This is a genomic window from Streptomyces sp. NPDC006655 (assembly GCF_040703965.1).
In the GTDB taxonomy this organism is placed as follows: domain Bacteria; phylum Actinomycetota; class Actinomycetes; order Streptomycetales; family Streptomycetaceae; genus Streptomyces.
In genome coordinates this window covers 35,759-61,888 of record NZ_JBEYJU010000013.1, presented here as the reverse complement: position 1 = coordinate 61,888, position 26,130 = coordinate 35,759, and the positions used below count along the sequence as shown (strand labels likewise).

At 72.9% G+C, this 26,130-nt stretch carries 20 protein-coding genes; 8 read left to right on the top strand and 12 right to left on the bottom strand.

What is annotated here, in order from left to right; translation table 11 throughout:
- Positions 1–77: 77 nt before the first annotated feature.
- The 3 genes from AB0958_RS10555 to AB0958_RS10545 all read right to left on the bottom strand — a co-directional run bounded on the left by AB0958_RS10555 (position 78) and on the right by AB0958_RS10545 (position 4,927).
- On the bottom strand, positions 78–1,817 hold the full coding sequence (locus tag AB0958_RS10555) for a PQQ-binding-like beta-propeller repeat protein (RefSeq protein WP_366889963.1): 1,740 nt from the start codon (positions 1,815–1,817) through the stop codon (positions 78–80).
- 255 nt (positions 1,818–2,072) lie between these two features.
- Positions 2,073–3,875 carry an ABC-F family ATP-binding cassette domain-containing protein gene (locus tag AB0958_RS10550; protein WP_366889962.1) on the bottom strand — a complete coding sequence of 601 codons (1,803 nt, stop codon included), beginning with the start codon at positions 3,873–3,875 and terminating at the stop codon, positions 2,073–2,075.
- Positions 3,876–3,976: 101 nt separating this feature from the next.
- Entirely contained in the window at positions 3,977–4,927 is a 951-nt protein-coding gene (locus AB0958_RS10545) for an SDR family NAD(P)-dependent oxidoreductase (RefSeq protein WP_366889961.1), read from the bottom strand.
- 255 nt (positions 4,928–5,182) lie between these two features.
- Here AB0958_RS10545 and AB0958_RS10540 point away from each other — a divergent pair, with 255 nt between their 5' ends.
- Entirely contained in the window at positions 5,183–5,446 is a 264-nt protein-coding gene (locus AB0958_RS10540; protein ID WP_366889960.1) for a hypothetical protein, read from the top strand.
- Between the two features lie 66 nt (positions 5,447–5,512).
- On the opposite strand, the gene AB0958_RS10535 is transcribed toward AB0958_RS10540, so the two are convergent.
- The 6 genes from AB0958_RS10535 to rsmI form a co-directional block, all read right to left on the bottom strand.
- Complete coding sequence (locus AB0958_RS10535; protein ID WP_366889959.1) at positions 5,513–6,466, bottom strand: 4-(cytidine 5'-diphospho)-2-C-methyl-D-erythritol kinase; 954 nt, start codon at positions 6,464–6,466, stop codon at positions 5,513–5,515.
- Complete coding sequence (gene rsmA / locus AB0958_RS10530; protein WP_366889958.1) at positions 6,463–7,380, bottom strand: 16S rRNA (adenine(1518)-N(6)/adenine(1519)-N(6))-dimethyltransferase RsmA; 918 nt, start codon at positions 7,378–7,380, stop codon at positions 6,463–6,465. The genes AB0958_RS10535 and rsmA overlap by 4 nt, the downstream gene beginning before the upstream one ends.
- Before the next feature lie 270 nt (positions 7,381–7,650).
- Positions 7,651–9,111, bottom strand: coding sequence for a ubiquitin-like domain-containing protein (locus AB0958_RS10525; RefSeq protein WP_366890030.1), 1,461 nt, complete (start codon positions 9,109–9,111; stop codon positions 7,651–7,653).
- A gap of 469 nt (positions 9,112–9,580) precedes the next feature.
- Positions 9,581–10,486 carry a TatD family hydrolase gene (locus AB0958_RS10520; protein WP_366889957.1) on the bottom strand — a complete coding sequence of 302 codons (906 nt, stop codon included), beginning with the start codon at positions 10,484–10,486 and terminating at the stop codon, positions 9,581–9,583.
- 47 nt (positions 10,487–10,533) lie between these two features.
- Positions 10,534–10,974 carry a hypothetical protein gene (locus AB0958_RS10515; RefSeq protein ID WP_366889956.1) on the bottom strand — a complete coding sequence of 147 codons (441 nt, stop codon included), beginning with the start codon at positions 10,972–10,974 and terminating at the stop codon, positions 10,534–10,536.
- 451 nt (positions 10,975–11,425) lie between these two features.
- The gene (rsmI, locus tag AB0958_RS10510; protein WP_366889955.1) at positions 11,426–12,274 is read right to left on the bottom strand and encodes a 16S rRNA (cytidine(1402)-2'-O)-methyltransferase; all 849 of its coding nucleotides are present in this window, start codon (positions 12,272–12,274) and stop codon (positions 11,426–11,428) included.
- A 95-nt stretch (positions 12,275–12,369) separates the two neighbouring features.
- Between rsmI and AB0958_RS10505 the strand changes: the two genes are divergently transcribed.
- The 3 genes from AB0958_RS10505 (at position 12,370) to AB0958_RS10495 (ending at position 17,670) form a co-directional block, all read left to right on the top strand.
- Complete coding sequence (locus AB0958_RS10505) at positions 12,370–14,148, top strand: phospholipid carrier-dependent glycosyltransferase (RefSeq protein ID WP_366889954.1); 1,779 nt, start codon at positions 12,370–12,372, stop codon at positions 14,146–14,148.
- A 143-nt stretch (positions 14,149–14,291) separates the two neighbouring features.
- Positions 14,292–15,902 carry a penicillin-binding transpeptidase domain-containing protein gene (locus AB0958_RS10500; RefSeq protein WP_366889953.1) on the top strand — a complete coding sequence of 537 codons (1,611 nt, stop codon included), beginning with the start codon at positions 14,292–14,294 and terminating at the stop codon, positions 15,900–15,902.
- A 97-nt stretch (positions 15,903–15,999) separates the two neighbouring features.
- Positions 16,000–17,670 (top strand): penicillin-binding transpeptidase domain-containing protein, encoded by a 1,671-nt coding sequence (locus tag AB0958_RS10495; RefSeq protein ID WP_366889952.1) that lies wholly within the window; start codon positions 16,000–16,002, stop codon positions 17,668–17,670.
- A gap of 160 nt (positions 17,671–17,830) precedes the next feature.
- Here AB0958_RS10495 and AB0958_RS10490 read toward each other — a convergent pair whose 3' ends face one another.
- Positions 17,831–18,832 carry a CorA family divalent cation transporter gene (locus AB0958_RS10490; protein WP_366889951.1) on the bottom strand — a complete coding sequence of 334 codons (1,002 nt, stop codon included), beginning with the start codon at positions 18,830–18,832 and terminating at the stop codon, positions 17,831–17,833.
- Positions 18,833–18,928: 96 nt separating this feature from the next.
- The gene (locus tag AB0958_RS10485) at positions 18,929–20,413 is read right to left on the bottom strand and encodes a PucR family transcriptional regulator (RefSeq protein ID WP_366889950.1); all 1,485 of its coding nucleotides are present in this window, start codon (positions 20,411–20,413) and stop codon (positions 18,929–18,931) included.
- 111 nt (positions 20,414–20,524) lie between these two features.
- Here AB0958_RS10485 and AB0958_RS10480 point away from each other — a divergent pair, with 111 nt between their 5' ends.
- The 4 genes from AB0958_RS10480 to AB0958_RS10465 all read left to right on the top strand — a co-directional run bounded on the left by AB0958_RS10480 (position 20,525) and on the right by AB0958_RS10465 (position 25,690).
- Positions 20,525–20,983 carry a nucleoside deaminase gene (locus tag AB0958_RS10480; protein WP_366889949.1) on the top strand — a complete coding sequence of 153 codons (459 nt, stop codon included), beginning with the start codon at positions 20,525–20,527 and terminating at the stop codon, positions 20,981–20,983.
- Positions 20,976–21,959: a 2-oxoglutarate and iron-dependent oxygenase domain-containing protein gene (locus AB0958_RS10475; protein WP_366889948.1), complete on the top strand. Its 984-nt coding sequence runs from the start codon at positions 20,976–20,978 to the stop codon at positions 21,957–21,959. The genes AB0958_RS10480 and AB0958_RS10475 overlap by 8 nt, the downstream gene beginning before the upstream one ends.
- Positions 21,960–22,052: 93 nt before the next feature.
- A complete protein-coding gene (locus AB0958_RS10470; RefSeq protein ID WP_366889947.1) occupies positions 22,053–24,143 on the top strand; it encodes a hypothetical protein in 2,091 nt (696 codons plus the stop codon).
- Positions 24,143–25,690, top strand: a complete 1,548-nt coding sequence (locus AB0958_RS10465; RefSeq protein ID WP_366889946.1) for a hypothetical protein — start codon at positions 24,143–24,145, stop codon at positions 25,688–25,690. The genes AB0958_RS10470 and AB0958_RS10465 overlap by 1 nt, the downstream gene beginning before the upstream one ends.
- A gap of 72 nt (positions 25,691–25,762) precedes the next feature.
- Here the strand turns inward: AB0958_RS10465 and AB0958_RS10460 are convergent, their stop codons facing one another.
- Entirely contained in the window at positions 25,763–26,110 is a 348-nt protein-coding gene (locus AB0958_RS10460; protein ID WP_366889945.1) for an SRPBCC family protein, read from the bottom strand.
- Positions 26,111–26,130 lie beyond the last annotated feature (20 nt).

Genomic DNA, 26,130 nt, shown 5'->3' with positions numbered 1-26,130 from the left:
GGGTGTACCTCTGGGGACGGCGGTGAGGCGGCGGCCGGGACGGTGCCTGGGGCTGGACGGGAGGGGGCGGGCCCCGCTCAGTTGCCGAAGGCCATCATCAGCTTCTCCTTCGCCTGGTCACTGCCGGTCAGCCGGCTGGAGGAGAGGTAGAAGCGGCCGTCGACCCAGTCGACCGCGCCGTCGTAGAAGCCGTCCTCGATGTCGGCGGTGTGCTGCGGGTTCTGCAACAGCCTGGCCGGGGTGTGGGTGGCGCCGGTGGTCGGGATCGACACGACCCGGCCGCCCGCGTCGTACGACGGCCGGACGTAGGCGACGAGCCGCCCGCCCTCGACCTTGACGGGGGACATCGGCTCGTCCGTCGGGGACTTCACCCGCCACTTCGCCTTGCCGTCGGTGAGGCTGATCGCGACGATCTCGTTGGCGCCGCCGCTCACGTCCGTCGGCAGGTAGAGGGTGTGCGCGTCGGCGGCGACGCCCTGGCAGCCCTGGAGGTCGCTGTTGAGGAGCGCCCAGCCGCACCGGGGGGCGAACTTCTCGTCGACCTTGACCTCCGAGCGGAACGTGCCCTTGCCGTCCAGCGTCGAGATGTTCCAGGCGTTCTTCGCCTCGTTGGTCATGTAGACCACGAGCGGGTCGACGGAGTAGGTCCGCCCGACCTTCCAGCCCTTCTTGACCGGCCGCGTCCACTTCACCTTGCCGGTGGCCGGTTCGAGTTCCGAGATCTCGTCGTGCTCGTTGCTGCCGCCCGCGGCGCAGGACGCCACCTCGACCAGCCGGTCGGTGCCGCCCGCGAAGCCCGACGGGAAGCAGGCCGCGCCGTACTTCTCCTTGTCGTACAGCTTCTTGCCGCTGCCGAGGTCGTACGCCGTGCCCGACTGGGAACGGCCCACCATCAGCGTCCTTCCGCTGATCGTCAGCTCGATGCTGATGGCGCTGTCGAACAACCCGCCGTCGGCGACGGTCGCGGTCCAGCCCTTACGGCCCGTGTCCAGGTCGATCTCCTGGAGCTGGTTGCACTTGGCCCGGTCGCTGGTGCCGCTCATGGAGGCGACGACGACCTTGTCGTCCGCGGACTTGGCGGAGGTGACCGCGCAGATCTTCTGCGGGAACGTGATCGGGCCCCACGCCGGATCGCCGTTGCCCACCTTGTAGGCGAAGACCTGCTTGTACGCCGCCTTGACCGCCGTCCTCCCGGTGATCCACATGCCGGGGGCGTCGGCGCCGCCGGCCGGTGCGTCGGGGGCCGACTTGTACCAGAGCACCTTGGCCTCGCCGGACTTGCGGCCCTCGTTGAGGTTCTCCGGGTCGGCGCCGCCGTTGCCGCTGCCGTCGCCCGGGTTGACCGGGTCGGCGGACGTCCCGGAGCCCTGCGCCGGGTGGGCGACCGGCTTCTTGCCGTCGTTCCCGCCGCCGGTCACGGCGTACACCGTGCCCCCGACGACCAACAGCCCGGCCACCACCGCCGCGACGACCAGCGCGGTCCTCCCCTTGAACGGGCCGCCGCCCGTACCGCCGGGAGGTGGGGTGACCCCGGGGCCGCCCGGGTACGGCGGCTGCTGGGGGTGGCCGTAGCCGGGCTGCGGGACCGTGGGCTGCTGCGGGTGGCCGTAGGGACCGGGCGCGGCGTACGGGCCGGGCTGCTGCGGGTAGCCGTAGCCCGGCTGGGGCGGCTGGGCAGGAGGCGGAGGAGTGCCCTGGGGGGCGCCGAACCCTCCCTGCGCGGGCGGTTGGTGCGGGGCGCCGAAGCCACCGGCCGGCGGCTGGTCCAGTGGTGGTCCGAAGCCGCCCTGCGGCGGCTGGTGCGGTGGCTGAGTCATCAGCGCGCTTCCCCCGTTCACTGATTTTTAGCCACGTCCCGGGATCCGTGCCGGGCCCGGGACGCTCTCAGACTGCTCTCAGAGCGACCTTTCTATCACCCGTCACCGACAGGCCCCGGGGCCGTGTCACCCACCGTCCCCAAGGCAGAACCGCCCCGTGATGCCACCGTTACGCGCCTTCACGCCCCCTTCACCGGGCGCACGCAAGGGAGTTGTGCGCCCGGTGGTGCGCGGCTGATTCACGCCGGTGGAGTGCTACGCGTCCTCCGCCAACTCCAGCCAGCGCAACTCCAGTTCCTCACGCTCACCGGCCAGGTCCCGCAGCTGGGCGTCCAGTTCGGCGACCTTGGTGAAGTCCGTGGCGTTCGCGGCGATCTGGTCGTGGAGCTTGGTCTCCTTCTCGGAGATGCGGTCCAACTGACGCTCGATCTTCTGGAGTTCCTTCTTGGCGGCACGCTGGTCGGCGGCGCTGCGCTCGGCCGAGGGGGCCTTCGGGGCGACGGCGGTGGCGGCGACCGCCTCCTCCATGCGCTGCCTGCGCTCCAGGTACTCGTCGATGCCGCGCGGCAGCATCCGCAGGGTGGCGTCGCCGAGCAGGGCGAAGACGCGGTCGGTGGTGCGCTCGACGAAGAACCGGTCGTGGGAGATGACGATCATCGAGCCGGGCCAGCCGTCGAGGACGTCCTCCAGCTGGGTGAGGGTCTCGATGTCGAGGTCGTTGGTGGGCTCGTCCAGGAAGAGGACGTTCGGCTCGTCCATGAGCAGGCGCAACAGCTGGAGGCGGCGGCGTTCACCGCCGGAGAGGTCACCGACCGGCGTCCACTGCTTCTCCTTGCCGAAGCCGAACGTCTCGCACAGCTGACCGGCGGTCATCTCGCGCCCCTTGCCGAGGTCGACGCGCTCGCGGACCTGCTGAACCGCCTCCAGGACCCGGGTGTTCGGGTCGAGTTCGGCGACCTCCTGGGAGAGGTAGGCGAGCTTCACGGTCTTGCCGACGGCGACCCGGCCGCCCGCCGGCTGTGCCTCGCCGTCGGTCCGCGCGGCCTCGGCCATGGCGCGCAGCAGCGAGGTCTTGCCCGCGCCGTTGACGCCGACCAGGCCGATGCGGTCGCCGGGGCCGAGCTGCCAGGTGACGTGCTTGAGCAGCACCTTGGGGCCGGCCTGGACGGTCACGTCCTCCAGGTCGAACACGGTCCTGCCGAGCCGCGAGGAGGCGAACTTCATCAGCTCGGAGCTGTCGCGCGGCGGCGGCACGTCCTTGATCAGCTCGTTGGCCGCCTCCACCCGGAAACGCGGCTTGGAGGTACGGGCGGGGGCGCCCCGGCGCAGCCAGGCCAGCTCCTTGCGGACCAGGTTCTGCCGCTTGGTCTCCTCGGTGGCCGCGATCCGCTCGCGCTCGGCGCGGGCGAAGACGTAGTCGGAGTAGCCGCCCTCGTACTCGTAGACGGCGCCGCGCTGCACGTCCCACATGCGGGTGCAGACCTGGTCGAGGAACCAGCGGTCGTGGGTGACGCAGACCAGCGCCGAGCGGCGCTCGCGCAGGTGCCTGGCCAGCCAGGAGATGCCCTCGACGTCGAGGTGGTTGGTGGGCTCGTCCAGGACGAGCAGGTCCTGCTCCTCGATGAGCAGCTTGGCGAGCGCGATGCGCCGCCGCTCACCGCCGGACAGCGGGCCGATGACGGTGTCCAGGCCCTTGGGGAAGCCCGGCAGGTCCAGTCCCCCGAAGAGGCCGGTGAGGACGTCCCTGACCTTGGCGTTGCCGGCCCACTCGTGGTCGGCCATGTCGCCGATCACCTCGTGCCGGACGGTGGCGGCCGGGTCGAGGGAGTCGTGCTGGGTGAGGACGCCGAGGCGCAGTCCGCCGGAGTGCGTGACCCGTCCGGTGTCGGCCTCCTCCAGCTTGGCGAGCATCCGGATGAGGGTGGTCTTGCCGTCGCCGTTGCGGCCCACCACGCCGATGCGGTCGCCCTCCGAGACGCCGAGCGAGACACCGTCCAGCAGGGCACGGGTGCCGTAGACCTTGCTGACGTTCTCGACATTGACCAGGTTGACGGCCATTTCACTCCTGCGCACGGGGACGGTCAGCCTCCCAGCGTAATGCGCGCGGGGAGGCCGCCCGGCCGGGAGCCGCTTTCCGCGTGCCCGTGGCCGGGGGCGCCCTAGCCGATGGCGGTATCGGGGTCGGTGCCGGTCAGGTCGCGGCTGGCGTCCCACAGCCGGGCCGCGGCACGCGGGTCGGCGAGGTGGTCCCACAGGGGTTCGGGGCGGGGCTCGCCGCGCAGGCCGAAGACGCGCGGGGCCCAGAGCAGGCCGCCGTGCACGGCCGGGTCGAGCACCGCCCGGACCGCCGGCCACGCGCCCGCGTGCTTGCCCTGGACGAGGAGGGCGGCGGGTGCCGCGCCCAGCCGTGCGCCCGCCGTCCGCGTGTGCACGGGCGGCCGTGCGGGGGTGAGGGAGTCCAGCGCGCCGCCGGGATGGACCACCACGCTCGACACCGTGCTGCCGACGGCGCGCAGGCGGCGGTCGAGTTCGACGCCGAAGTACATCTGCGCCAGTTTGGAGCGCCCGTAGGTGCGCTTGGGCCGGTAGTCCACGCGGGACTGGAGGTCGTCCAGGTCGAGTCGCTCGGACTTCGCCGCGAAGCTGCCCATGGTCACGACGCGGGCCGCGGGCGCGGCCGACAGCAACGGCATCAGCCACCGGGTCAGAGCGAAGTGCCCGAGGTGGTTCGTGCCGAACATGAGCTCGTGGCCGTCCCCGGTCTCCTGGCGCGGGGGGTCGTCGAGCGCGACACCGGCGTTGTGGACCACCGCGTCGAGTCGTCCCGGCTCCAGTGACTCCACCGTCTCGCGGAGCGAGGGGAGGTCGGCGAGGTCCATCCGTACGGCCCGCACCCGCGCGCCGGCGACCCGCCCGCGTATCGAAGCCATGGCGTTCTCGGCCTTCGCCGGATTCCGGCTGCCGAGTACGACGGTCGCTCCGGTCGCCGCCAGCTGCTCCGCGACGAAGTACCCGATGCCGGCGTTGCCGCCGGTGACCAGGAAGACGCGGCCGTCGGCGCGCGGCAGGCGGTGGACGTTCCAGGGCGGGGTGGAGGATGCGGACGACATGGCGACGGGGCTCCCTTGCCGGGTGAGGTCGGCTGCGGCTGACTGCCGGGCAACTCGGTTCCCACGGTTCCAGCGGACGCCGACACGTCGCCTACAGATCACCTACAGCCCGGACGGACGGCGCCGACAGGGCTCAGGGCGGCGAGAACAACAAAGGTCGAAATCTGAGCGAATCTCGCGAATGGGGCAAAAGCTGCGCGTTACTCCGATACGTGCTCCCGTAGAGGTGATCCCGTACAGAACGGAGACAGCTCTATGGTGATCAAAAAGCTTCACGACATGGGCGTACGCAGCGAGCACGCCTACATCGCCGGCCTGGCGTCGATCGGGCTGAGCTTCGCCTCGTGGCTGACCAGCCTCCAAGCCGAGAAGGCCGGTGTCGAACGCGCCGACCGCTGGGGCATTTTCGTCGGCGAGTGGGCTCCCACCTTCATCGGTCTGGGCCTCGCCCTGTCCCACTACGAGCAGCAGGAGGGCACGCTGAGCGGATCCCTGCACGCCGTACGCCAGGCCGGCTGACCGGCACACCCACCCCGGTACGGTCCGGCCCCCGCCGGGCCACGCCGGGGTGCGCGGCGCCGGGGCTCACGCGCCGACCGGGGCGCCCGGGTCCTGCATGGGGGTCTTCGTGGGGGCCTGGGCAGGGGTGAGCACCCGCGCACCCGGTGCGGGGGACGTCGCCGTGCGTACCGCGCGGCAGGTGCCCGAGGCGCGCAGGGCCTCGGAGACCGCTGCCGCCCCCTCGGCGTCGCGGACCAGGAACGCCGTCGTGGGCCCGGAGCCGGAGACCAGCGCGGCGAGGGCACCGGCCGCCCTGCCGGTGTCGAGGGTGGCCGCGAGCTCCGGGAAGAGGGAGAGCGCGGCGGGCTGGAGGTCGTTGGAGACGGCGGCGGCGAGCGCGTCCGGGTCCCCCTTGGCGAGCGCGGCGAGGAGGTCGGCGGAGGCGACGGGCTGGGGGATGTCGTGGCCCTCGGCGAGCCGGTCGAACTCGCGGAAGACGGCCGGGGTGGACAGACCGCGCCCGGCCATCGCGAACACCCAGTGGAAGGTGCCGCCGACTTCAAGTGCGGTGAGGCGTTCACCGCGGCCGGTCCCCAGTGCGGCGCCGCCGACCAGGCTGAACGGCACGTCGCTGCCCAGCTCGGCGCAGATGGCGAGGAGTTCGTCGCGGGAGGCGCCGGCGCGCCAGAGCTCGTTGCACGCGAAGAGCGCGCCCGCCCCGTCGGCACTTCCCCCGGCCATGCCGCCGGCGACCGGGATGTCCTTGACGATGTGGATGTGCACGGCCGGTTCGACGCCGCGGCGGGCGGCGAGGGCGAGCGCGGCGCGCGCGGCGAGGTTGGTGCGGTCCAGGGGGACCTGGTCGGCGCCCGGACCCTCGCAGGTGATGCGCAGCTCGTCGGCGGGGGTGACCGTGACCTCGTCGTACAGGCCGACGGCGAGGAAGACGTTGGCGAGGTCGTGGAAGCCGTCCGGGCGGGCGGCGCCGACCGCGAGCTGGACGTTGACCTTGGCGGGCACGCGCACGGTGACGCTCACTTGCCGGACTCCTCTGCCTGGGACTCGGGGGACGCCGGGGGCGCCTCGGGGGCCGCGGGCGCGGACTCGGCGATTCTTGCGAACTCCGCCACCGTCAGGGACTCCCCGCGGGCCTGCGGCGAGACCCCCGCCGCGACCAGGGCCGCCTCGGCGTTCGCCGCGGACCCGGCCCAGCCGGCGAGCGCCGCCCGCAGGGTCTTGCGGCGCTGCGCGAACGCCGCGTCGACGACCGCGAAGACCTCTTTCCTGGACGCCTTCGTCTTCAGCGGCTCGGCGCGCCGGACGAGGGAGACCAGCCCGCTGTCGACGTTCGGCGCGGGCCAGAAGACGTTGCGGCCGATGGCACCGGCGCGCTTCACCTCGGCGTACCAGTTGGCCTTGACGGAGGGCACGCCGTACACCTTGTTGCCGGGCGCGGCGGCGAGCCGGTCGGCGACCTCGGACTGCACCATCACCAGCGTCCGCTCGATGCTGGGGAAGGTCTCCAGCATGTGGAGCAGGACGGGGACGGCGACGTTGTAGGGGAGGTTCGCGACGAGCGCGGTCGGCGGGGGCCCAGGCAACTCGGTGACGTGCATCGCGTCGGAGTGGACCAGCGCGAACCGGTCCGCGCGCGCCGGCATGCGCGCCGTGATCGTCGCGGGCAGGGCGCTCGCCAGGACGTCGTCGATCTCGACGGCGGTGACCCGGTCGGCGACCTCCAGGAGGGCGAGGGTGAGGGACCCGAGCCCCGGCCCGACCTCGACGACGACGTCGTCCGGGCGGACCTCGGCGGTGCGGACGATGCGGCGGACCGTGTTGGCGTCGATCACGAAGTTCTGGCCGCGCTGCTTGGTGGGGCGTACACCGAGCGCTGCCGCGAGCTCACGGATGTCGGCGGGGCCGAGGAGGGCGTCGGGGGTGGGGCTGCTCACGGGACAAGGGTACGGGCCGCCGGGGACGCCTCCCCCCGGTCACCCCAGTCAGCCCGGTCACCCCGGTCGCCCCGGATCAGCCCCGTCACCCCGATCACCCCGCGTCAGCCCCGTCACCCCGGGTCAGCCCCGTCACCCCGATCACGCCGGTCACCCCAGTCACGCCGGGTCAGTCCCGTCACCCCGATCACCCCGGGTCAGTCCCGTCACCCCGATCACGCCGGTCACCCCGGTCACCCCGGGTCTGTCACGTCACCCCGGTCACGCCGGTCACCCGTGCAGCCGGGCCCCGCAGTGCGGCCAGGGCGTGGAGCCGCGGCTCACGTACAGCTTCTTCGCCCGGAACGTCTGCTCGTCGGCCGGGGCGTCCTGCGGACGGCCGCTGCCGCCGAGGCTGTGCCAGGTGTGGGTGTCGAACTGGTACAGCCCGCCGTACGTCCCCGAGGGGTCCACCGCGTGGGGGCGGCCGCCGGACTCGCAGACGGCGAGCCCGTGCCAGTTCAGGCCGTCGGCGCCCTTGACCGAGTCGGGGTGCGGCTTGGTGCCCACCTTCACGAGCTGCGCGGTCGGTTCGCGCACCAGCTCGGACCACTCGCGGTGCGGCTTCTGCCGGACCCCGTTGACGGTCCGCAGGTAGTACGTGACCCGCCGCAGCCCGGGCCGCCCGGCTTGTTCGACCACCTCGGTGCCCTTGAACAGGCTCGGGTCCTGGGTCCGCCGCACATCGAACGGGATCACCTCCTCGCGCACCTCCTTGCTGCCCCTGACCCGCAGCACGGTCACGGTCTGCCCGTCGCGCGGGAAGCCGGTCGGCGGCACGGAGGTGGTGTCCTGGCCGTGCAGGGTGACGCCGGCCTCCTCGACGGCCTCGCCGACGGTCGCGGCGTTGGTGCGGATGGTGCGGGTCCGGCCGTCCGCCAGGACGGTGACGGTGCGCTCGGTGCGGACGTCGAGCGCCAGGCCGGCGCGCCCGATGCTCTGGGAGCGCGACGCCGACAGGTACGCGCCCTCGGCGCGCACCCCCAGCTGCCTCAGCGCCCCGTCGACCGTGCGCGCCGTCGTCCACACCTCGCGCGGTTCGCCGTCCAGAGTGAGCCGTACGGGACGGCCGTAGCGCACCGCGACCTCGTCGCCGCTGGCCAGGGCGGTGCCGGGGGCGGGCGCCACCACGTCGTGCACGCCCACGGGTACGCCCTGCTCGGCCAGCAGACCGGTGACGTCGTCGGCGAACGTGTGCAGGGTGCGCGGCCTGCCGTCGACGGTCAGTTCGATCGCCTTGTCCTTGGCGAGGAAGGCGGTGGTGCCGCCGGCGAGGAACACGACGACCAGCGCCTGGGGCAGCAGACGGCGGACGGCGGACTCCGGCCGCTGTCCGTACCGCGCCCTGCGCCGGCGTGCGGCACGCCGGCCTCCCACGGCGTGCGCGCCCGCCTCCCGCGCCTCGCCCTCCGGCCCGCGTCCGCCCTGCCGCGCGAACGCCGGCTCGCTCGCGTACCCGCGGGCCGCCGCCTGTCGACCGTCCGCCCGCACCTGCGTCTGGGCCTGAGCCCGTACCTGGGCCTGGGCTTGGGTCTGGGCCTGCGCCTGCGCCTGCGCCTGCGCCTGCGCCTGGGCATGGGCGCGTGCCTGAGCCCGTGTCTGCGCCCGCCCCTGCGTCGCCGACGCCGCCGACGGGACCGCCCCGGCCGCCGCCTCGTAGGCGGGCCGGTAGGTGTCGCCGCCGTAGGCCATGCCGTAGCCGAGGGTCTCGGCGTCGTACCTTGCCCGCACGCCCTGTGCGCGGTACACGTCCTGTGCGCCGTGCACGCCGGTCACACCCGGCGCTCCGTGGCCGCCGTACGTCCCGTAGGCACCGCGCACGCCGTGCACGGCGTGCGCCCCGGCAGTGCCGGGCGTGCCGTAGGCCCCGTACTCCCCGTGCGCGCCCCAGGCGCCGGGCGCCCGGTGGCCCCCCTGCGCCGGGGGTGTGCCGGCGGCGCCGTGCGCCCCTGACATGCCGTAGGGGTCGTACGCCTTTGGCGTCTCGTACTGCGATGCGCTCACGCCGACACGCTCCAGAGGGCCAGACGGGTCCGGATCGGGCCCCCAGAACCTAGCGGAGCTCCCGTCACTCTCCAAAGCGGCACGACTACGCACGGTCGCGACCGGATCCGAGCCGCAACCCGACGGTCGTTACACGCCAGTTATGATCGATATACCCTCAGTAGTCAAAGGCGCGGGCGGTGTTGGCGCCCAGGGCCGTCGCCAGGGCGTCCTCGCCGATTCCCCGCACGGCGGCCATCGCGCGCACCGTGACCGGAATGAGATATGGGGCGTTGGGCCGTCCGCGGTACGGCGCCGGGGTCAGGAAGGGCGCGTCGGTCTCCACCAGGAGGAGTTCGAGGGGGGCCACCGCCACCGCGTCCCGCAGGTTCTGGGCGTTCTTGAAGGTGACGTTGCCGGCGAAGGACATGAAGTAGCCCTCGCGGGCGCACTCCTCCGCCATCTCGGCGTCCCCGGAGTAGCAGTGGAAGACGGTCCGCTCCGGGGCGCCCTCCTCCTTGAGGATCCGCAGGACGTCGGCGTGGGCGTCGCGGTCGTGGATGACGAGGGTCTTGCCGTGCCGCTTGGCGATCTCGATGTGCGCGCGGAAGGAACGCTCCTGCGCGGCCTTGCCCCCGGGTCCGGTGCGGAAATGGTCCAGGCCGGTCTCGCCGACGCCCCGAACCTGGGGCAGCCCGGCCAGCCGGTCGATCTCGGCCAGCGCCTCGTCCAGCGCGGCGTCGCCGCCCGCGGTGCGCGCCCCCTGCCGGGACCAGCCGTCGGGGTCCCCGTGGACGATCCGCGGGGCCTCGTTGGGGTGCAGGGCCACGGTCGCGTGGACGTGCTCGTGGGCGGCCGCGGTGTCGGCCGCCCAGCGCGAGCCCTTGAGGTCGCAGCCGACCTGGACGACCGTCGTCACCCCCACCGACGCGGCCTTCGCGAGGGCCTCCTCGACGGTGCCGGACTGCATGTCGAGATGGGTGTGGGAGTCGGCGACCGGCACCCGGAGGGGTTCCGGCAGCGGCGGTGCCGCGTTCTTGTCGGACGTACCGGAGGCGCCGGTACCGGCGGCGTTCGAAGGCATGCCCCGATCCTACGGAAGGGGCATGCCCCGCCGGACCCGCGCCCGGGTCAGCTCGCCTTGCGCTGGAAGGGGTGCAGGAGATCGGACAGGTGCCAGTGGTGGTCCGCCTCGGCCCGTGCGGAGGCCTCCGTCGCCGCCGCCTCGGGTCCGGGCTCCGTACCGTCCTCCCCGGCCGGCCTGGGCCGCGGCGGCCGGTGCTGCTGCGACCGGTGGGCCGCGTTCTGCACCGACGAGACCTGGCCCGCACGCATGATCCGCACGACCTGTCCGTCGCAGTTCTGGCACGCGGGCCGGCTCAGCGGGGACGGCACCACGCGGCCGTTCGCCACGTACGTGACGAACTCGTGGTTGTCGGCGTCCGTGTGGTGCTCTATCTCGTACGACTGCTCCCAGCCGTGCCCGCACCGCATGCAGGCGAAGGAATACGACTCGTGGACGACGGCTGTGGCCGCACCACGGAGGCCGGTCTGCCCTGCGATCTCACTCATGCCAGCTCCTCTTGTCCGCTGGACAAGCACCCCCGGCGCGGGATTCCCCCCGGAATCCCATGGGGGTGAGGGACGGGTGCGTCCCTGCTGACCAGTGGACGCCTTCACCGGCGCGAATGCAGCAGGGCTGTCGAGTGTTGGAGGCGATTTGGACTTCACTTGCCGAATCGGCCTCGCGAAGGGGGGATTGCCTTTGCCTTTCCCCGCCTTGCTTTACCGTCCTGTGGGGCGCGCGCTCAGAGGAGAAGCTCCCTGCTCATAGGACTCATTTCCGCAGGTCAGGGGCGCACGCTCAAAGGAGAAGCGGCGCGCTCGGAGATCAACAGCGCCCCCTTGCGACACCGCTCACCGAAGCGCCCCTTTCAGGGGCGCGGGGAACTGCGCGACAAGCCCCCACCGGCCGGCACCCAACTACACGAAAGCAACCACGACGGCGCCCCAGAACCCCACCTCACCCCTCAACACGCTTCGCTGCGACCACGGCGTCGAAAACGACCCGCTTCGGAATTCCCGCCTCCACCGCCACCGCCGCGATCGCCTCCTTGCGCCGTTCCCCGGCCTCCTCCCGCACTCGCACCCGCCGCACCAGCTCCGCCGCGTCCAGCTCCTCGGGCCCTCGCTCCGGCGCGCCCTCCACCACCACGGTGATCTCGCCGCGCACCCCCTCGGCGGCCCACACCGCCAGCTCGGCCAGCGGGCCGCGGCGCACCTCCTCGTACGTCTTGGTCAGCTCACGGCAGACGGCGGCCCGGCGTTCGGCTCCGAAGACCTCGGCCATGGCGGCGAGCGTGTCGTCGAGGCGGTGCGGGGCCTCGAAGTAGACGAGGGTGCGGCGCTCCTCGGCGACCTCCTGGAGGCGGGAGCGGCGCTCGCCCGCCTTGCGGGGCAGGAAGCCCTCGAAGCAGAACCGGTCGACGGGCAGTCCGGAGAGCGCGAGCGCGGTGAGCACCGCCGACGGCCCCGGGACGGCGGTGACGCGGATCTCCTTCGCCACGGCCGCGGCGACCAGCCGGTAGCCGGGGTCGGAGACGGAGGGCATTCCGGCGTCGGTCACGAGCAGCACGCGCGCGCCGCCGACGAGTTCCTCGACCAGTTCGGGGGTGCGGGCGGCCTCGTTGCCCTCGAAGTACGACACCACGCGGCCCGTGGGCGTCACACCGAGCGCCTGGGTGAGCCACCGCAGCCGCCGGGTGTCCTCGGCCGCGATGACGTCGGCGCCGGTCAGCTCGGCCGCGAGCCGGGGCGGCGCGTCCGCGACGTCGCCGATGGGGGTGCCTGCGAGGACAAGGGTTCCAGTCACTCCCCCATCCTCCCAGCCCGGGCCGATCGCAAAGGAACCCACCGTGAAGACCCATTGCACGGGACTCACACAGAACGGTTCCCTACGATGGCGCGGTGACCAGTACCGCGTCCTCCACGGACACCCGGCAGGACCAGGCGGCGCCCGACCAGCGGCCGGCGTGGCAGCAGCGGCTGCGCCGGTTCGGCTATCCGCAGAGCCCGGCGCGCACGGCGGGCACCGCCGGCGGCAGAGGCGCCGAGGGCGCCGGTGTCGTCGACCGCCTGGTGCCGCCGTACGCGGAGCCCGGCTCGCGGCTGTGGCTCGCGCTGGGCGTGCCCCCGGTGCTCGCCGACCGGATCACGCGGTGGTCGGCCTGGGGCGGCCCGCTCCTGGTGACGCTGATGGCGGGCCTGCTGCGGTTCTGGAACCTGGGCAGCCCGAAGGCGGTGATATTCGACGAGACGTACTACGCGAAGGACGCGTGGGCGCTCGTCCACCGCGGTTTCGAGGTCAACTGGGACAAGAACGCCAACGACCTGATCCTCCAGTCGAACGGCCACCTGACGATCCCGGCGGACGCGGCGTACGTCGTGCACCCGCCGGTCGGCAAGTACGTCATCGGGCTCGGTGAGCTGATCTTCGGCTTCAACCCGTTCGGCTGGCGCTTCATGACGGCGCTGCTGGGCACGCTGAGCGTGCTGCTGCTGTGCCGGATCGGGCGCCGGATCTTCCGCTCGACGTTCCTGGGCTGCCTCGCGGGCGCGCTCATGGCGGTGGACGGCCTGCACTTCGTGATGAGCCGCACCTCGCTGCTCGACGGCGTGCTGATGTTCTTCGTGCTGGCCGCGTTCGGCTGTCTGGTCGTCGACCGGGACAGGTCGCGGGCGAGGCTCGCCGCCGCGCTGCCGCCGGACGCGGACGGCCGGATCCGTCCCGACGCGCGCGTGGCCGACGGTTTCCGCTTCGGCTGGCGCCCCTGGCGGTGGGCCGCGGGCCTGCTGCTCGGGCTCGCGATCGGCACCAAGTGGAACGGGCTCTACGTGCTGGCCGCGTTCTGCGTGATGGCGCTGTTGTGGGACGTGGGCGCCCGCCGGGTGGCCGGTGCCGCGCATCCGTACCGGGCGGTCCTGACGCACGACACGGGGATCACGTTCCTGGCGACGGTCCCGGTGGCGATCGCCGTCTACCTGACGTCCTGGATCGGCTGGATCCTCTCCCCCACGGACGGCACCGGCGGCTACTTCCGCAACTGGGCGGCCGGTGACGGCAAGGGCGGGGACTGGACGTTCCTGCCGGACTGGCTGCGCAGCCTGTGGCACTACGAGCACGAGGTGTACCTGTTCCACATCGGCCTGTCGTCGCCGCACACGTACATGTCGAACCCGTGGTCCTGGATCGTGCTGGGCCGCCCGGTGTCGTACTACTACGAGTCGCCGTCCCCCGGTGCGGACGGCTGCCCCTCGGACGCCGGTGAGAAGTGCGCCCGTGAGGTGCTCGCGATCGGCACGCCGCTGCTGTGGTGGGCGGCCTGTTTCGCGATCGCCTACGTCCTGTGGCGCTGGGCCTTCCGCCGGGACTGGCGGGCCGGTGCCATCGCCTGCGGCATCGCGGCCGGTTACCTGCCCTGGTTCATGTACCAGGAGCGCACGATCTTCCTCTTCTACGCCGTCGTCTTCGTGCCGTTCCTGTGTCTGACGGTGGCCATGATGATCGGCGCGATCGTCGGCCCGCCGGGCTCCAGCGACACCCGCAGGCTGGTCGGCGCCTCCGGTGCGGGCGTCCTGGTGCTGCTGATCGCCTGGAACTTCATCTACTTCTGGCCCCTGTACACGGGCACGGCGATCCCCATCGACTCCTGGCGTTCACGGATGTGGCTGGATACCTGGGTCTGAGACACATCCCTGATCCCCGTTCGGCCAACAATCGGTCAACCTCTGTCACGGGAAGCCCACCACGACCTACAGTGCGAGTCACGACCAGCTTTTGAACGCGTTCACAATATGCGGCAAAAGCACACGGGGAGGGATTTCGCGCCATGCGCAAGGGGGTCAAGGCCGCCGTCGTCGGCAGCGTCTGCACCGTCATGGTGGGCGGTGCGGGCTACGGCGCCTACAACGTGCTGTCGGCGCTCAGGGGCGACAGCACACCGGCCGTGCGGACCGGGCCGCCCACCGACGACGAGATCAAGGACACCACGCAGAAGTTCTTCACGGCCTGGGAGAAGGGCCGGTCGGTGGAGGCCGCGTCGTTCACGAACAACTCCGCCGACGCCGAACCGGTCCTCACCTCCTTCAGCGCCACCGCGCACATCAAGGACGTGCACATCACGCCCGGCGAGGCCCACGGCGCCACCGTGCCGTTCGGCGTCCGGGCGACCGTGACCTACGGCGGGAAGTCGAAGCCCCTCGCCTACCGGAGCTCCCTGCGGATCGTGCGCGGCCAGACCACGCACCGCGCGCTCGTCGACTGGCAGCCCTCCGTGGTCCATCCGCAGCTGCGGCGCGGCGACACCCTGGCCACCGGCGAGGCCGCGAGCCCGCCGATCGAGGCCGTCGACCGCGAGGGCAAGGTCCTCACCAAGGACGCGTACCCGTCGCTCGGTCCGGTCCTGGACGAGCTGCGCAGCCGGTACGGCGACAAGGCGGGCGGCACCCCGGGCGTGGAGCTGGTCGTCCACCACGCTTCCCAGGAGGCCGCCGACACCACGCTGCTGACCCTCGCCGAGGGCCGGGTGGGCAAGCTGCGCACCACGCTCGACGCGCGTGTGCAGGCGGCCGCCGAGACGGCGGTGACGAAGTACGCCGAGTCCTCCGTGGTGGCCGTCAAGCCGAGCACCGGCGAGGTGCTCGCGGTCGCCAACAACCGCGTGGACGGCTTCAACGCGGCCTTCCTCGGCGAGCTGGCACCCGGCTCCACCATGAAGATCATCAGCGCCGCCACCCTCATCGACACCGGCCTGACGACCTCGACCGGACCGGCGCCCTGTCCGCCCACGGCGACCTGGCAGAGCCAGACCTTCAGCAACCTCAAGGGGCTCCAGCCGGACGAGAAGGCCACCCTCTCGGACAGCTTCGCGCGCTCCTGCAACACGGCGTTCGTGAAGTACGCGGACTCGGTCCAGGTGGACTCGCTCACCAAGGAGGCCGAGGACCGCTTCGGGCTCGGGAGGAACAACTGGAAGGTCGGCATCCCGAGCTTCGACGGCCGGGTGCCCGCCTCCGGCGGCCCGGACACCGCGGCCAACCTGATCGGCCAGGGCCAGGTGCAGATGAGCCCGCTGAACATGGCCTCCGTCGCGGCGACCGCGATGACGGGCACCTTCCGGCAGCCGGTGCTCGTCCCGCAGAAGCTGGACGGGCGGGAACTGGCCACCGCCAAGGGTCTGTCGGCCGGTACGGCCGCACAGCTGCGCGCCATGATGAACCGCACCGCGATCAGCGGCACCGCGGCCGGTGTGATGCGCGGGCTGAGCGGCAGCATCGGCGCCAAGACGGGTTCGGCGGAGGTCGACGGGCAGTCCAGGTCGAACAGCTGGTTCGCCGGCTACCGCAACGACGTGGCCGCCGCGGCCATGACCCAGGACGGCGGGCACGGCATCGACGCGGCCGGTCCGATTGTCGCGAGTGTGCTACGGATCGGTGGCTGACGTCACTCCCCCAGGGCGGGACTCTAGGCTGATGCAGTCGTTGGGGAGCGTGAGGGCCACGGGGCGGCGGGGACCCTGGAAAGTGCGCGGAGGAACTGTGGGCAAGAGAAGGCGCGTCGCCGAGCGGCGGACGAAGAGACCCGCCGTCATCGGCGGGGTGATCGCCGTCGTCGTCGGCGCCGCCGGGTTGGGCGGCTACGCGCTGTACGACGGCGGGGCCGCCGCGGACGCGGCCTCCGGCACGGCCGACCACAAGGACGTCAGGACCGGCCCGCTGTCGGCGACCGAGGTGCGCACGACGGCCCGCACCTTCCTGGCCTCCTGGCAGCAGGGCAGGGTCACCCGGGCCGCCGCCGTCACGGACGACCCCGCGGCCTGCGTCAGGCTGCTCACCGGCTACGGCAAGGACGCCCACATCAAGGACGTCACCCTCACCGAGGGCACCCGCGCGGGCGCGAAGGTGCCGTTCTCGGTGAAGGCGACGGTGTCCTACAAGGGCGTCAGCAAGCCGCTGTCGTACTCCTCCTCGTTCACCGTCGTCCGGCGCACCAGCGACGGCAGGCCGCTGGTCGACTGGCACGCCTCCGTCGTCCACCCCGACCTCCAGGACGGCGACACCCTGGTCACCGGCGAGTCCGGCACCCCGCCCGTCACCGCCCTGGACCGCGACGGCGGGAAGATCACCACCGCCGCGTACCCGTCGCTGGGTTCGGTCCTCGACGGACTGCGCGAGAAGTTCGGCAAGAAGGCCGGCGGCAGGGCCGGCGTCGAACTGCGCGTGGTGCGCGGCAGGGCGTCCGAGAAGGCGAAGCTCTCCGACAAGACCCTCCTGGAGCTCAGCAAGGGCACCCCGGGCACGGTGCGGACCACGCTCAGCCCGACCCTCCAGGCGGCCGCCGAGAAGCAGGTCATGACCCGGAAGAACGCCTCGGTCGTCATGGTGCGCCCCTCGACCGGCGAGATCCTCGCGGTCGCCAACTCCAGCCACGGCTTCAACGTCGCCTTCCAGGGCTCCCTGGCCCCCGGGTCCACCATGAAGATCATCACCTCGACGATGCTCTTCGAGAAGAACCTGATCACCCCGGACGCGTCGCACCCCTGCCCGAAGACGTACAAGCTCGCCGGGTGGACCTTCCACAACGACGACGACTCCGAGATCAAGAAGGGCACGTTCAAGCTGAGCTTCGGCGCCTCCTGCAACAACGCCTTCATCGACTTCGCGCCGAAGCTCTCCGACAGCGACCTGACCACCGAGGCCCAGCAGGTCTACGGCCTCGGCATGGACAACTGGGCCATCGGCGTGCCGACCTTCGACGGCTCGATCCCGGTGCAGAGCGGCGCGCAGATGGGCGCCTCGCTGATCGGGCAGGGCGGGGTGCGGATGAACCCGCTGAACATGGCGTCGGTGGCGGCCACGGTCGAGACCGGCACCTTCCACCAGCCGTACCTGGTCGCGCCGAGCGTCGACAACCGGACGCTCGCCAAGGCCTCGCGCACGATGTCCGCGAAGACCCAGTCCGAGCTGAAGGAGGTCATGTCCTACACGGCGACGTACGGCACCGCGGCCAAGGCGATGGCCGGGCTCGGACCCGACTACGGCGCCAAGACGGGCTCGGCCGAGGTCGACGGGCAGAAGAAGCCGAACGGCTGGTTCACCGCCTACAAGGGCGACCTGGCGGCCGCGGGCGTGGTCCAGGCCGGCGGCCACGGCGGCGACACGGCGGGTCCGATCGTGGCGGCGCTGCTGAAGCTGGGATCGTCCCTCTAGGGCCCTTCTGATGGATCTCCGTGGGGGAAGGAGCGGCGTTCGGTGCGTGCGATCGGCGTGCGGGGTGGCGGTCATGTGGCGGAGCCACCTGGCCCGCCACCCCGTGCGTCGAGCGTGCGTGCCGGGCGTCGCGACGCCGCGGAGATCCATCAGAAGGGCCCTAGTCGTCCCGCAGCCGGCGCCAGATCCGGCTGCGGTGCAGCAGGAAGAGCGAGCCGACGACGGCGAGCAGCTGGAGGCCCACGGCGAGCAGCCAGAACTCGTCCCTGGTCTCCAGCCGGTTCGTCAGGAACGCGAAGTTCATGCCGAAGAACCCGGTCAGGAACGACAGGGGCAGGAAGATGACGGACACGATGGCCAGCCGGTTGATCACGCCGTTCTGTTCGCCCGCGACCAGGGACCCGTAACTGGCGAAGGCCCGGCGGGTGGCGTCCTGGAGGGCCTCGATGTCCGCGAGGACCAGGCGCCCCGCCCGCTGGAACTCCTGGGCGAGCCGCTGCCGTTCCACCGGGAAGTCACGGCTCATCATCCTGCGGGTGATCACCTCGTCGATGCCCTGGAGGTAGGGCAGCAGCGCGTGGTGCAGGACGGCGGAGTGGCGGCGCAGCTGGGACAGCCGGTAGACCTGCTCGGGGCGCCGCGCCTCGAACATGTCGTCCTCCAGCTCCTCCACCTGGAGCAGCGCGTGCACCGCGGCCCGGCGGAACGTCGTGAGCGCCTCCTGGAGCATCAGGAACAGCGTGGCCACGGGGTCGTGCGGGCGTTCCCGGCGGACCTGGGCGGTGACGGCCCGCTCCAGCCCGGCCCGGCGGCCCCAGTGGACGATCACCAGGTAGCGGTCGGAGGCCAGGGCGTGCACGTACGCGACCCCGCCCTCATGGACCACCGGCACGACGAACCCGGCGGTGTCGCCCAGGAACTCGGCCCGCGGCGACGCGTCCTGCCGGCCGAACCACTCCAGGTCGGAGTCGTCCAGTCCGAGCCGCCGGAGCACCGGCTCCGGCCCCGGCCCCGCCTCCTCGGGCAGTTCGACACCGAGGAGCAGGAACGGCTCCGTGGCGAGGCGGTGGCGTGCCTCGGCAACGGAGATGCTCGCGGTGTCCCCGTCCGGCACCGCCACCACCGTCACGATCATCGCGTCACCGCCGGTCCCGTGGCCCACGCACCCAGCCTGTGCGCGGCGGACGCGGCACGCACCCGGATGCGCTCGGCTGCCGCGCGGGGCTGCCTCGAACGGGTGAGGTCGCGGGCCGGTCCCTCAGGCCACCGTGCGCAGCCCCCTTGGCCGGGCCGCGCCCGTCCCCCGGACCACCCGGTGGGCGCAGGCCGCCGTCAGCAGTTCCCCCAGCAGGTCCGGGTCGTCGATCTCCAGGCCGAGCAGCGACTCGATGCGCTCCAGCCGCTGGTAGAGGGACTGGCGGCCGATGTGCAGGAGGGCGGCCGTGCGGGTCGGGGAGCAGCCGTGGCGCAGATGCACCTCCAGGGTGCGGACCAGGTCGCTGGCGTGTGCCGCCTCCCAGGCCAGCAACGGTCCCAGGGTGCCCTGGACCAGGGCGGCGAGGCGGTCCCGGTTGGCGGCGATCCCACCTCGGGTCAGCTCGCGCTCCAGCGCCAGGGCACGGGCGGACGTCACCGACGGTCCGTCCGCCGCACCGGGTTCGGCGGGCGCCACGGTCAGCGCGAGCTCCAGGGTCGTACGGGCCGCGCGCAGGGTCTCGCTCCAGTGCAACCAGCCGTCCCCGACATCCACCGCGTGTCCGACGGCGACGGTGACCCTGGGCGCGCCGGCGCCCCCGGAGCCGGCACCCCGCCCAAAAACCGCACCGCGACCGGAAGCGGCACCACGCTCGGATGCCGCACCACGCCCGGAGCCGGCACCCGGCCCAGAAGCCTCACCACGCCCCGAAACCGCACGACCGCCGGGAGCCGCACCACGCCCGGAGTCGACGCCGAGCTCAGAGGGGGCCGCCGGCCCGGAGGGGTCGTTGCGGTGGGGGATGGCGGCTGCGCGGAAGGCTTCCTGGACGGTGCGGACCGGGTCGGCGGCCGTACCCCGTCCGGCGGCCGGCAGCGCGAGCAGTGCGAGGACGTCTCCGGGGAAGGCGGCCCGGAGCACCGGGACCCCGCCCAGCAGTCGTACCGCCCGGTCCACGGCGCCGGTCTCCCGCGGTCCGTGCACCGACACCCCGACGAGGCGCGCCCCCGGCCCCGGCCGGAACCCGGCGAGCGCCGCGCGGGCGTCCACCTCCGGCTGGTTGAGTGCGGCCCGGTCGGCCAGGTCGGCCAGCAGGGCCGCCGTGTGGTCGTCGCCCCGGGGCCGGTCCGCCGACCGCCCGGACAGCCCGCGCGCGACGATCGCGCGGTTGGCAGCCTCCGTGATCCGGACGAAGGGCACGACCCGGTGCAGGGCCAGCAGGGGCAGGCCGAGCCGGCGGGCCTCCTCGGTCACCTCCGCGGGCATGGCCGGCAGGGCCCGGCCGACCTCCACCGCGAGACCGGCCGCGCCGCGTGCGGTCAGTTCCCGGACGTAGCGGCGGCGGACCTCCTCGGCCGTGTCGGTCAGCCCGAAGCCGTTGGTGAGCAGCAGCTCGCCGCCGTCCAGGAAGTTGGCGCCCTCGTAGACCTCGCTCGAGTGGACCCAGCGGACCGGCCGGTCGAGGGCGTCCTCTCCGGCGAGCAGTTCGGGCCGGGCCGCCAGCACCAGATCGAGGGCCAGGACTTCGCGGAGGGTGAGTGCGGGCACGGGGTCCTCCAGGGCGCGGAGAGCGGCGCTGACATTTCGTCCGGCTGCGGGTTGCCCGGAGAGTACTTTCCGCACGTTGCCCCGGTGTTTCGGCCACAGGAGAGTGAAGTCATGAAGCCTTTGGACCAGGACCAGGCCCGCGCCTGGCTCGGCACCGCGGTGGCCGAGGCCCGCGCCGGACTCGCCGAGGGAGGCATCCCCATCGGGGCGGCGCTCTACGGCGCCGACGGCGAACCGCTCGGCCGCGGGCACAACCGGCGCGTCCAGGACGGCGACCCGTCCATGCACGCCGAGACGGCCGCCTTCCGCGCGGCGGGACGGCAGCGGACGTACCGGGGCACCACCATGGTGACCACCCTGTCGCCCTGCTGGTACTGCTCCGGCCTGGTCCGCCAGTTCGGCATCTCCCGGGTCGTGATCGGCGAGGCGGCCACCTTCCACGGCGGCCACGACTGGCTCGCCGAGCACGGGGTGCAGATCGTCCTGCTGGACGACCCGGAGTGCGTCGGACTGATGCGGGACTTCATCGACACCCACCCGGCTCTGTGGAACGAGGACATCGGTGAGTAGCACGAGTTCCGGCTCCGGCCCCCGCATCCCCACCATCGACCTGCGCCCCTGGCTGGACGGCGACGAGGCCGGCCGGCAGGAGACCGCCCGGACCGTCGACGCGGCCCTCCAGACCGCCGGTTTCCTGCTCGTCACCGGCCACGGGGTCGCCCCGGAGCTGCGCGCCGCGGTACGGGCGGCCGCCCGCGCGTTCTTCGCGCTGCCCACAGAGGCCAAGCAGAGGTACGAGGCGAAGGTCGGCGGACGCGGCTGGCTCGGGCCGGGCGCGGAGGCCAACGGCTACTCCGAGGGCACCGAGACCCCGCCGGACCTGAAGGAGTCGCTGACCTTCGCGACCCACGAACCCTTCGCGGACCCGGTGGTCAACGCCGAGTGGTACGCGCCCAACGTGTGGCCGGCCGAGATCCCCGAACTGCGCCCGCTCTGCGAGGAGTACCTGGAGCGGATGGCGGAGCTGGAGAAGGAGCTGCTGTCCCTGCTGGGGTACGCGCTCGGCCTGGAACGGGACTTCTTCTCCCGGCACATGGACCATCCGACGTACGGCTTCAACATCAACTGGTACCCGGGAACGGACGTCGTCGGCGAGCCCGCAGCCGGGCAGTTCCGGATCGGCCCGCACACCGACTTCGGCACGGTGACCATCCTGGACCGGCAGGCCGGCAAGGGCGGGCTCCAGGTCCACACCGACGAGGGCGGCTGGGAGGACGCCCCCTACGACCCGGCGGCCTTCACCATCAACATCGGCGACCTGATGGCCCGTTGGACGGGCGACCGCTGGCGCTCCGGCCGCCACCGGGTGCTCCCCCCGCCCGCCGACGCCCCCACCGAGGAGCTGATGTCCCTCGTCTACTTCGGCGAGTGCACCCCGGGCACGACCGTCGAGTCCGTTCCGGCGCCGGTCGGACGGGTGACGTATCCACCGGTGGACTCGCACGTCTACCTGAGGGACAAACTCGACTCGATCACCGTCGGCTGATCCCACCGGGCCCGTTTCGTGACCCAACAGCCACCACGCGATCTGGCCTGAAGCAACTTCCCCTTTCTACACTTGCGTCGAGGGGGGACTGCCTTGCACAGACGGTTGCACGGGCGTGGAGCGCTGTTCGACGTCGAGCCGGCCGGGCTCGTGCCGAGAATCGTCGGGTTACGGCCGTACCACCACCGTGCCCATCCCGTCGAAGACCCCGGCGAGGTGCCGTTCGTCGTGCTGACCGGGGCGCGCGGGCTCGGCAAGAGCGCGGTGCTCGGCGAGTTGCGCGACGCCTACCAGGGGCACACCCCGGTCGCGCTGGCCGACTGCGCGGACCCGCAGTTCGCGGCGCCGCCCGCCGAGCGGCCCGCCGAGTCCTGGTCGCCGCTCGCGCAGGCGCTGCTGGTCGTCGCCGAACAGCTCGCCGAACCGGTGACGGGCGCCGGCCGGATCACCTTCCCCCGGCTGATGTCCGGCCTGGTCGCGGTGGCCGCCGGGGGCTGGGGCGACGCCGACTCGGAGCGGATCAGGCGCGAGGTGGAGCGGATCCTGCTGCTGGGCGAGAACGGCTCGTGGATCAGCGGGTTCGCGGGACGGTGGGCCGGGAAGGTCGCGGCGAAGGTGGTCGCCGCCGCGACCGGCACCGGACCACTGGTCTCCGGAGCCATCGAGGCCACCCTGGAGTCGGTCGCCGAGGGGTTCAGCAGCCGCCGCCAGCAGAAGGCGTCCGTCTGGTACCGCGCCTACCCCAACGCGGGCGGCCACGCCCAGCGCGGGCTGATCCTGCTCTCCGGGCACTTCCGGGCGGGCGGCACCTCCCGCGAACACGCCGAGCGGTATCTGGTGCGCGCCCTGCTCGCCGACCTGACGGAGGCCTACGCGGGGGTGCTGCCGCGCATGCGGCGGCTCGGCCGCCCGCTGGTGCTGCTGGACAACGTGGGGACCGGGCCGGGGCCCGGCCTGCTGGACGCGGTGCTGCGGGACCGCGCCGACGGCGTCACCGACCACGTGGCGTTCGTCGCCGGACTGCGCGGCGACGGCCGGGAGCTGCTGCGCCACGGCGCCCGGCGGGAGCTGGCCGAGGTCGCCCGGCGCACCGGATGGACACCGGACGCGGCGGCGCCGTCCTCCCGGGCGCTGCTGGTCGCCCTCCCGCCGCTCACCCCGGACGACACCCTGCACCTCGTGGACACCCCGGACGCGCCCCGGCTCCCGCAGGCCGTGCACCGGCTGACCGGCGGCAACCCGCTGGGCGTCACCCTGCTCGCCGAGACCGCCGCGCAGCACCCGGACCGGACCGGCGCGCTCGGCGAACTGCTCACCGCCGGCGTACGGCTGACCGACGAGGGCCCGGCCGCCCCCGCCTACCTCCAGCTCCTCGACCGGCTGGTCCCCGCCGACCGCCTCGACGAACTCACCGTCCTGGCCGCCGCCCACGACCACGACTCGGCGTGCGTGCTGGCCGCCGCGCTGCTCCCGGACGACTTCGGTCCCGCGGACGTACGGGCGTTGCAGAGCCGGCTCGTCCTGGAGGGGCTGCCCGTGGTGCCCGGCCAGTTCGTCGGCGACCCCTTCGTGCGCACCCTCCTGCTCCTGCGGCTGCACCTGCGGGACGCCGACCACGCCGGCTGGCGCACCGCCCACACGACGCTGGCCGGGCACTACGCGGAACTCCTCGGCACCGACCGCCTCGCCCGCTTCCGGCTGCACCACCAGCTGGCCCTGGGCAGGACCGAGCCCGCGGTCGCCCACCTCCGCGACGGCTTCGCGCTCCTGGACGCCCGCGACTGGCTGGACACCCTGCGCTTCATCGCCTCCGCGCCCTACTTCCACGCCCATGACGCCGAGGGGCGCGACTTCACCGGCCGCGGCGACCGGCGCACCGCGGTGGCCCTGGGCCGCACGGACGCCGACCAGCGGGTGCCGGACGGCGTGGACGCCGCACTCCACCTGCGGGTACGGCGGTTGCTGCACGCGGTGTGGCAGCTCGCCGATCCCCTGGTGCTGCCCGACCCGAAGGTGGCCGACCGGCTCCGCTTCGAGCTGGAGCAGCTGTCCAACCTGCGGCCGGCCGGCAACGCGCTGCTGTGGCGGGCCTCCCGGGACTGGCCGGCCGCCGCGCTCGCGGGCCGCCCGCTCGCGGAACCGGACGACGACGAGGGCGACGACGAGCGGAGCGGGGTGGCGTGATGGCGGGGCGGGGCGTGGGCACGTGGTTGCGTGAAGGCGTCTGGGAGATCCCGCTGCGCCGGTATCTGGCCCTGCTGGTGGCGGCCGGACTGGTCGCCGCGCTGGTCGTCGGGGTGCGTACGGTCACCCACGACGACCGCTCCTGCGCACCGGGGGTGGCCAGACCCGAGGGCAGCACCGAATGCGTGGGCGTGGCGACGACCGCGTTCGACTTCGGGCACCCACAGCTGCGGCCCACCGTGCGGGCCATCGCCCGCGAGAACGCCCGCCTGAAGGCCGGGAGTTACGTCACGGTCGCGGTGATGCTGCCGTACACCTCGACGGCGGCGGCCAGTCTCACCGACATCCAGCACGAACTCCAGGGCGCCTACCTCGCCCAGTACCAGGCCAACCACGACTCCAACGGCGAGGCCCCGGCGATCCGGCTGGTCCTCGCCAACCCCGGTGCCACCAGCCAGTACTGGCAGGAGATGGTGACCCGGCTGGCCGGCATGACCGGCGGGACGGACCGGCTGCGGGCCGTCGCGGGCGTCGGACAGAGCACCGACAACAACAAGAGGGCCGTCAGGGAGCTGACCCGGCTCGGCATCCCGGTGGTCGGCTCCTCCATCACCGCCGACGACCTCGCCGACGGGCAGGACGGCAAGGACCCCTACCCCGGTCTCGCGCGGGTGTCGCCGACCAACACCGACGAGGCCCGTGCCCTGGCCTCGTTCGCCAAGGTCAGCGCCGGACGGGCACTCCTGGTGTACGACAGGCCGGGCGACCCGTACACGCGCACCCTCCAGAAGTCCTTCCTGACCCTGCTCAAGGGTTCGCCGTACGAACCGCAGCCGTTCACCCCGCCGGCCGACCGCAGCCAGGAGGGGACGACGGCGAACACGTTCCGGCAGATCACCAACCTGATCTGCGACACCTCGCGGACCACCGACACGATCCTGTTCGCCGGGCGGCACACGCAGCTGCGGCAGTTCATCAACGCGCTGGGCGGACGGGGCTGCCAGGACCGCAGGTTCACGGTGCTGACGGGGGACGAGGGGTCGTACCTGACCGGGGAGGCCCGTCTGAACCGGGCCGCTCTCGGGCCCACCCTGTCGGTGCGCTACACCGCCCTCGCCCATCCCGACGCGTGGGGCCCGGGCAGCCCGAGGACGGGCGGTTCGGCCGCCGGCATGGCGACGCTGGACGCGCTGCTGAAGAGCGCGGAGAAGTCGCCGGTGGGGCCGATCGGGCCGGTGGCGCTGGAGGACGGACAGCTGATCATCGCGTACGACGCGATGCGGCTCGCGGTGCACGGGATCCGGCAGGCGGTGCCGGAGGGGCGGGCCGTGCCGGCGCTGGCCGATGTGGGGTTGCAGTGGCCGCAGGTGAAGGGGTCGCTGCGGGTGGACGGGGCGAGTGGGTGGATCTGCCTCGACGTGCACGGGAATCCGTACGACAAGGCGGTGCCGATCGTGGAGTTGCGGGCGGCGGGGGGGTCGCGGTTCGTGACCGTTGCCTGGCCGGAGGGGAAGCCGCCGGGGGCGGAGTGTTTGCCGCCGTCGTGAGCTGCGGGTTCGGTGGGGGCTTGTCGCGCAGTTCCCCGCGCCCCTAGAGGGGCGCTTCGGCTCGCGTCTGTCTCAAGAGGCCAGGGAATCACGCAGGCGCTCGAAACGGGCTCGCCAGGTCTGCTCCGACTCGGCCTCGCCCTCGTGCGTGAAGCGCAGGATGCTGCCCGTCTCCCCGTCGGGTTCCAGGTGGAAGCGGATTCTGCCGCCGGGGTCGACCGTGTACTCGGCGACGCGGTCGACGTCCCAGGCCGTGATCGTGCCGGTACCCAGGTCGCCCAGGGTGACCGTGCCGCCCAGTCTCGGTTGCAGGACGTCCGTGGGGGTGAACCAGGTGGCCAGGCCCTCCGGGGTGGAGAGGCTCGGCCAGACCTGGTCCATCGGCCTCGGCAGTCGTATCAGCAGCTGGAGGACGGCCATGGGACCAGTGTGGCCCCTCA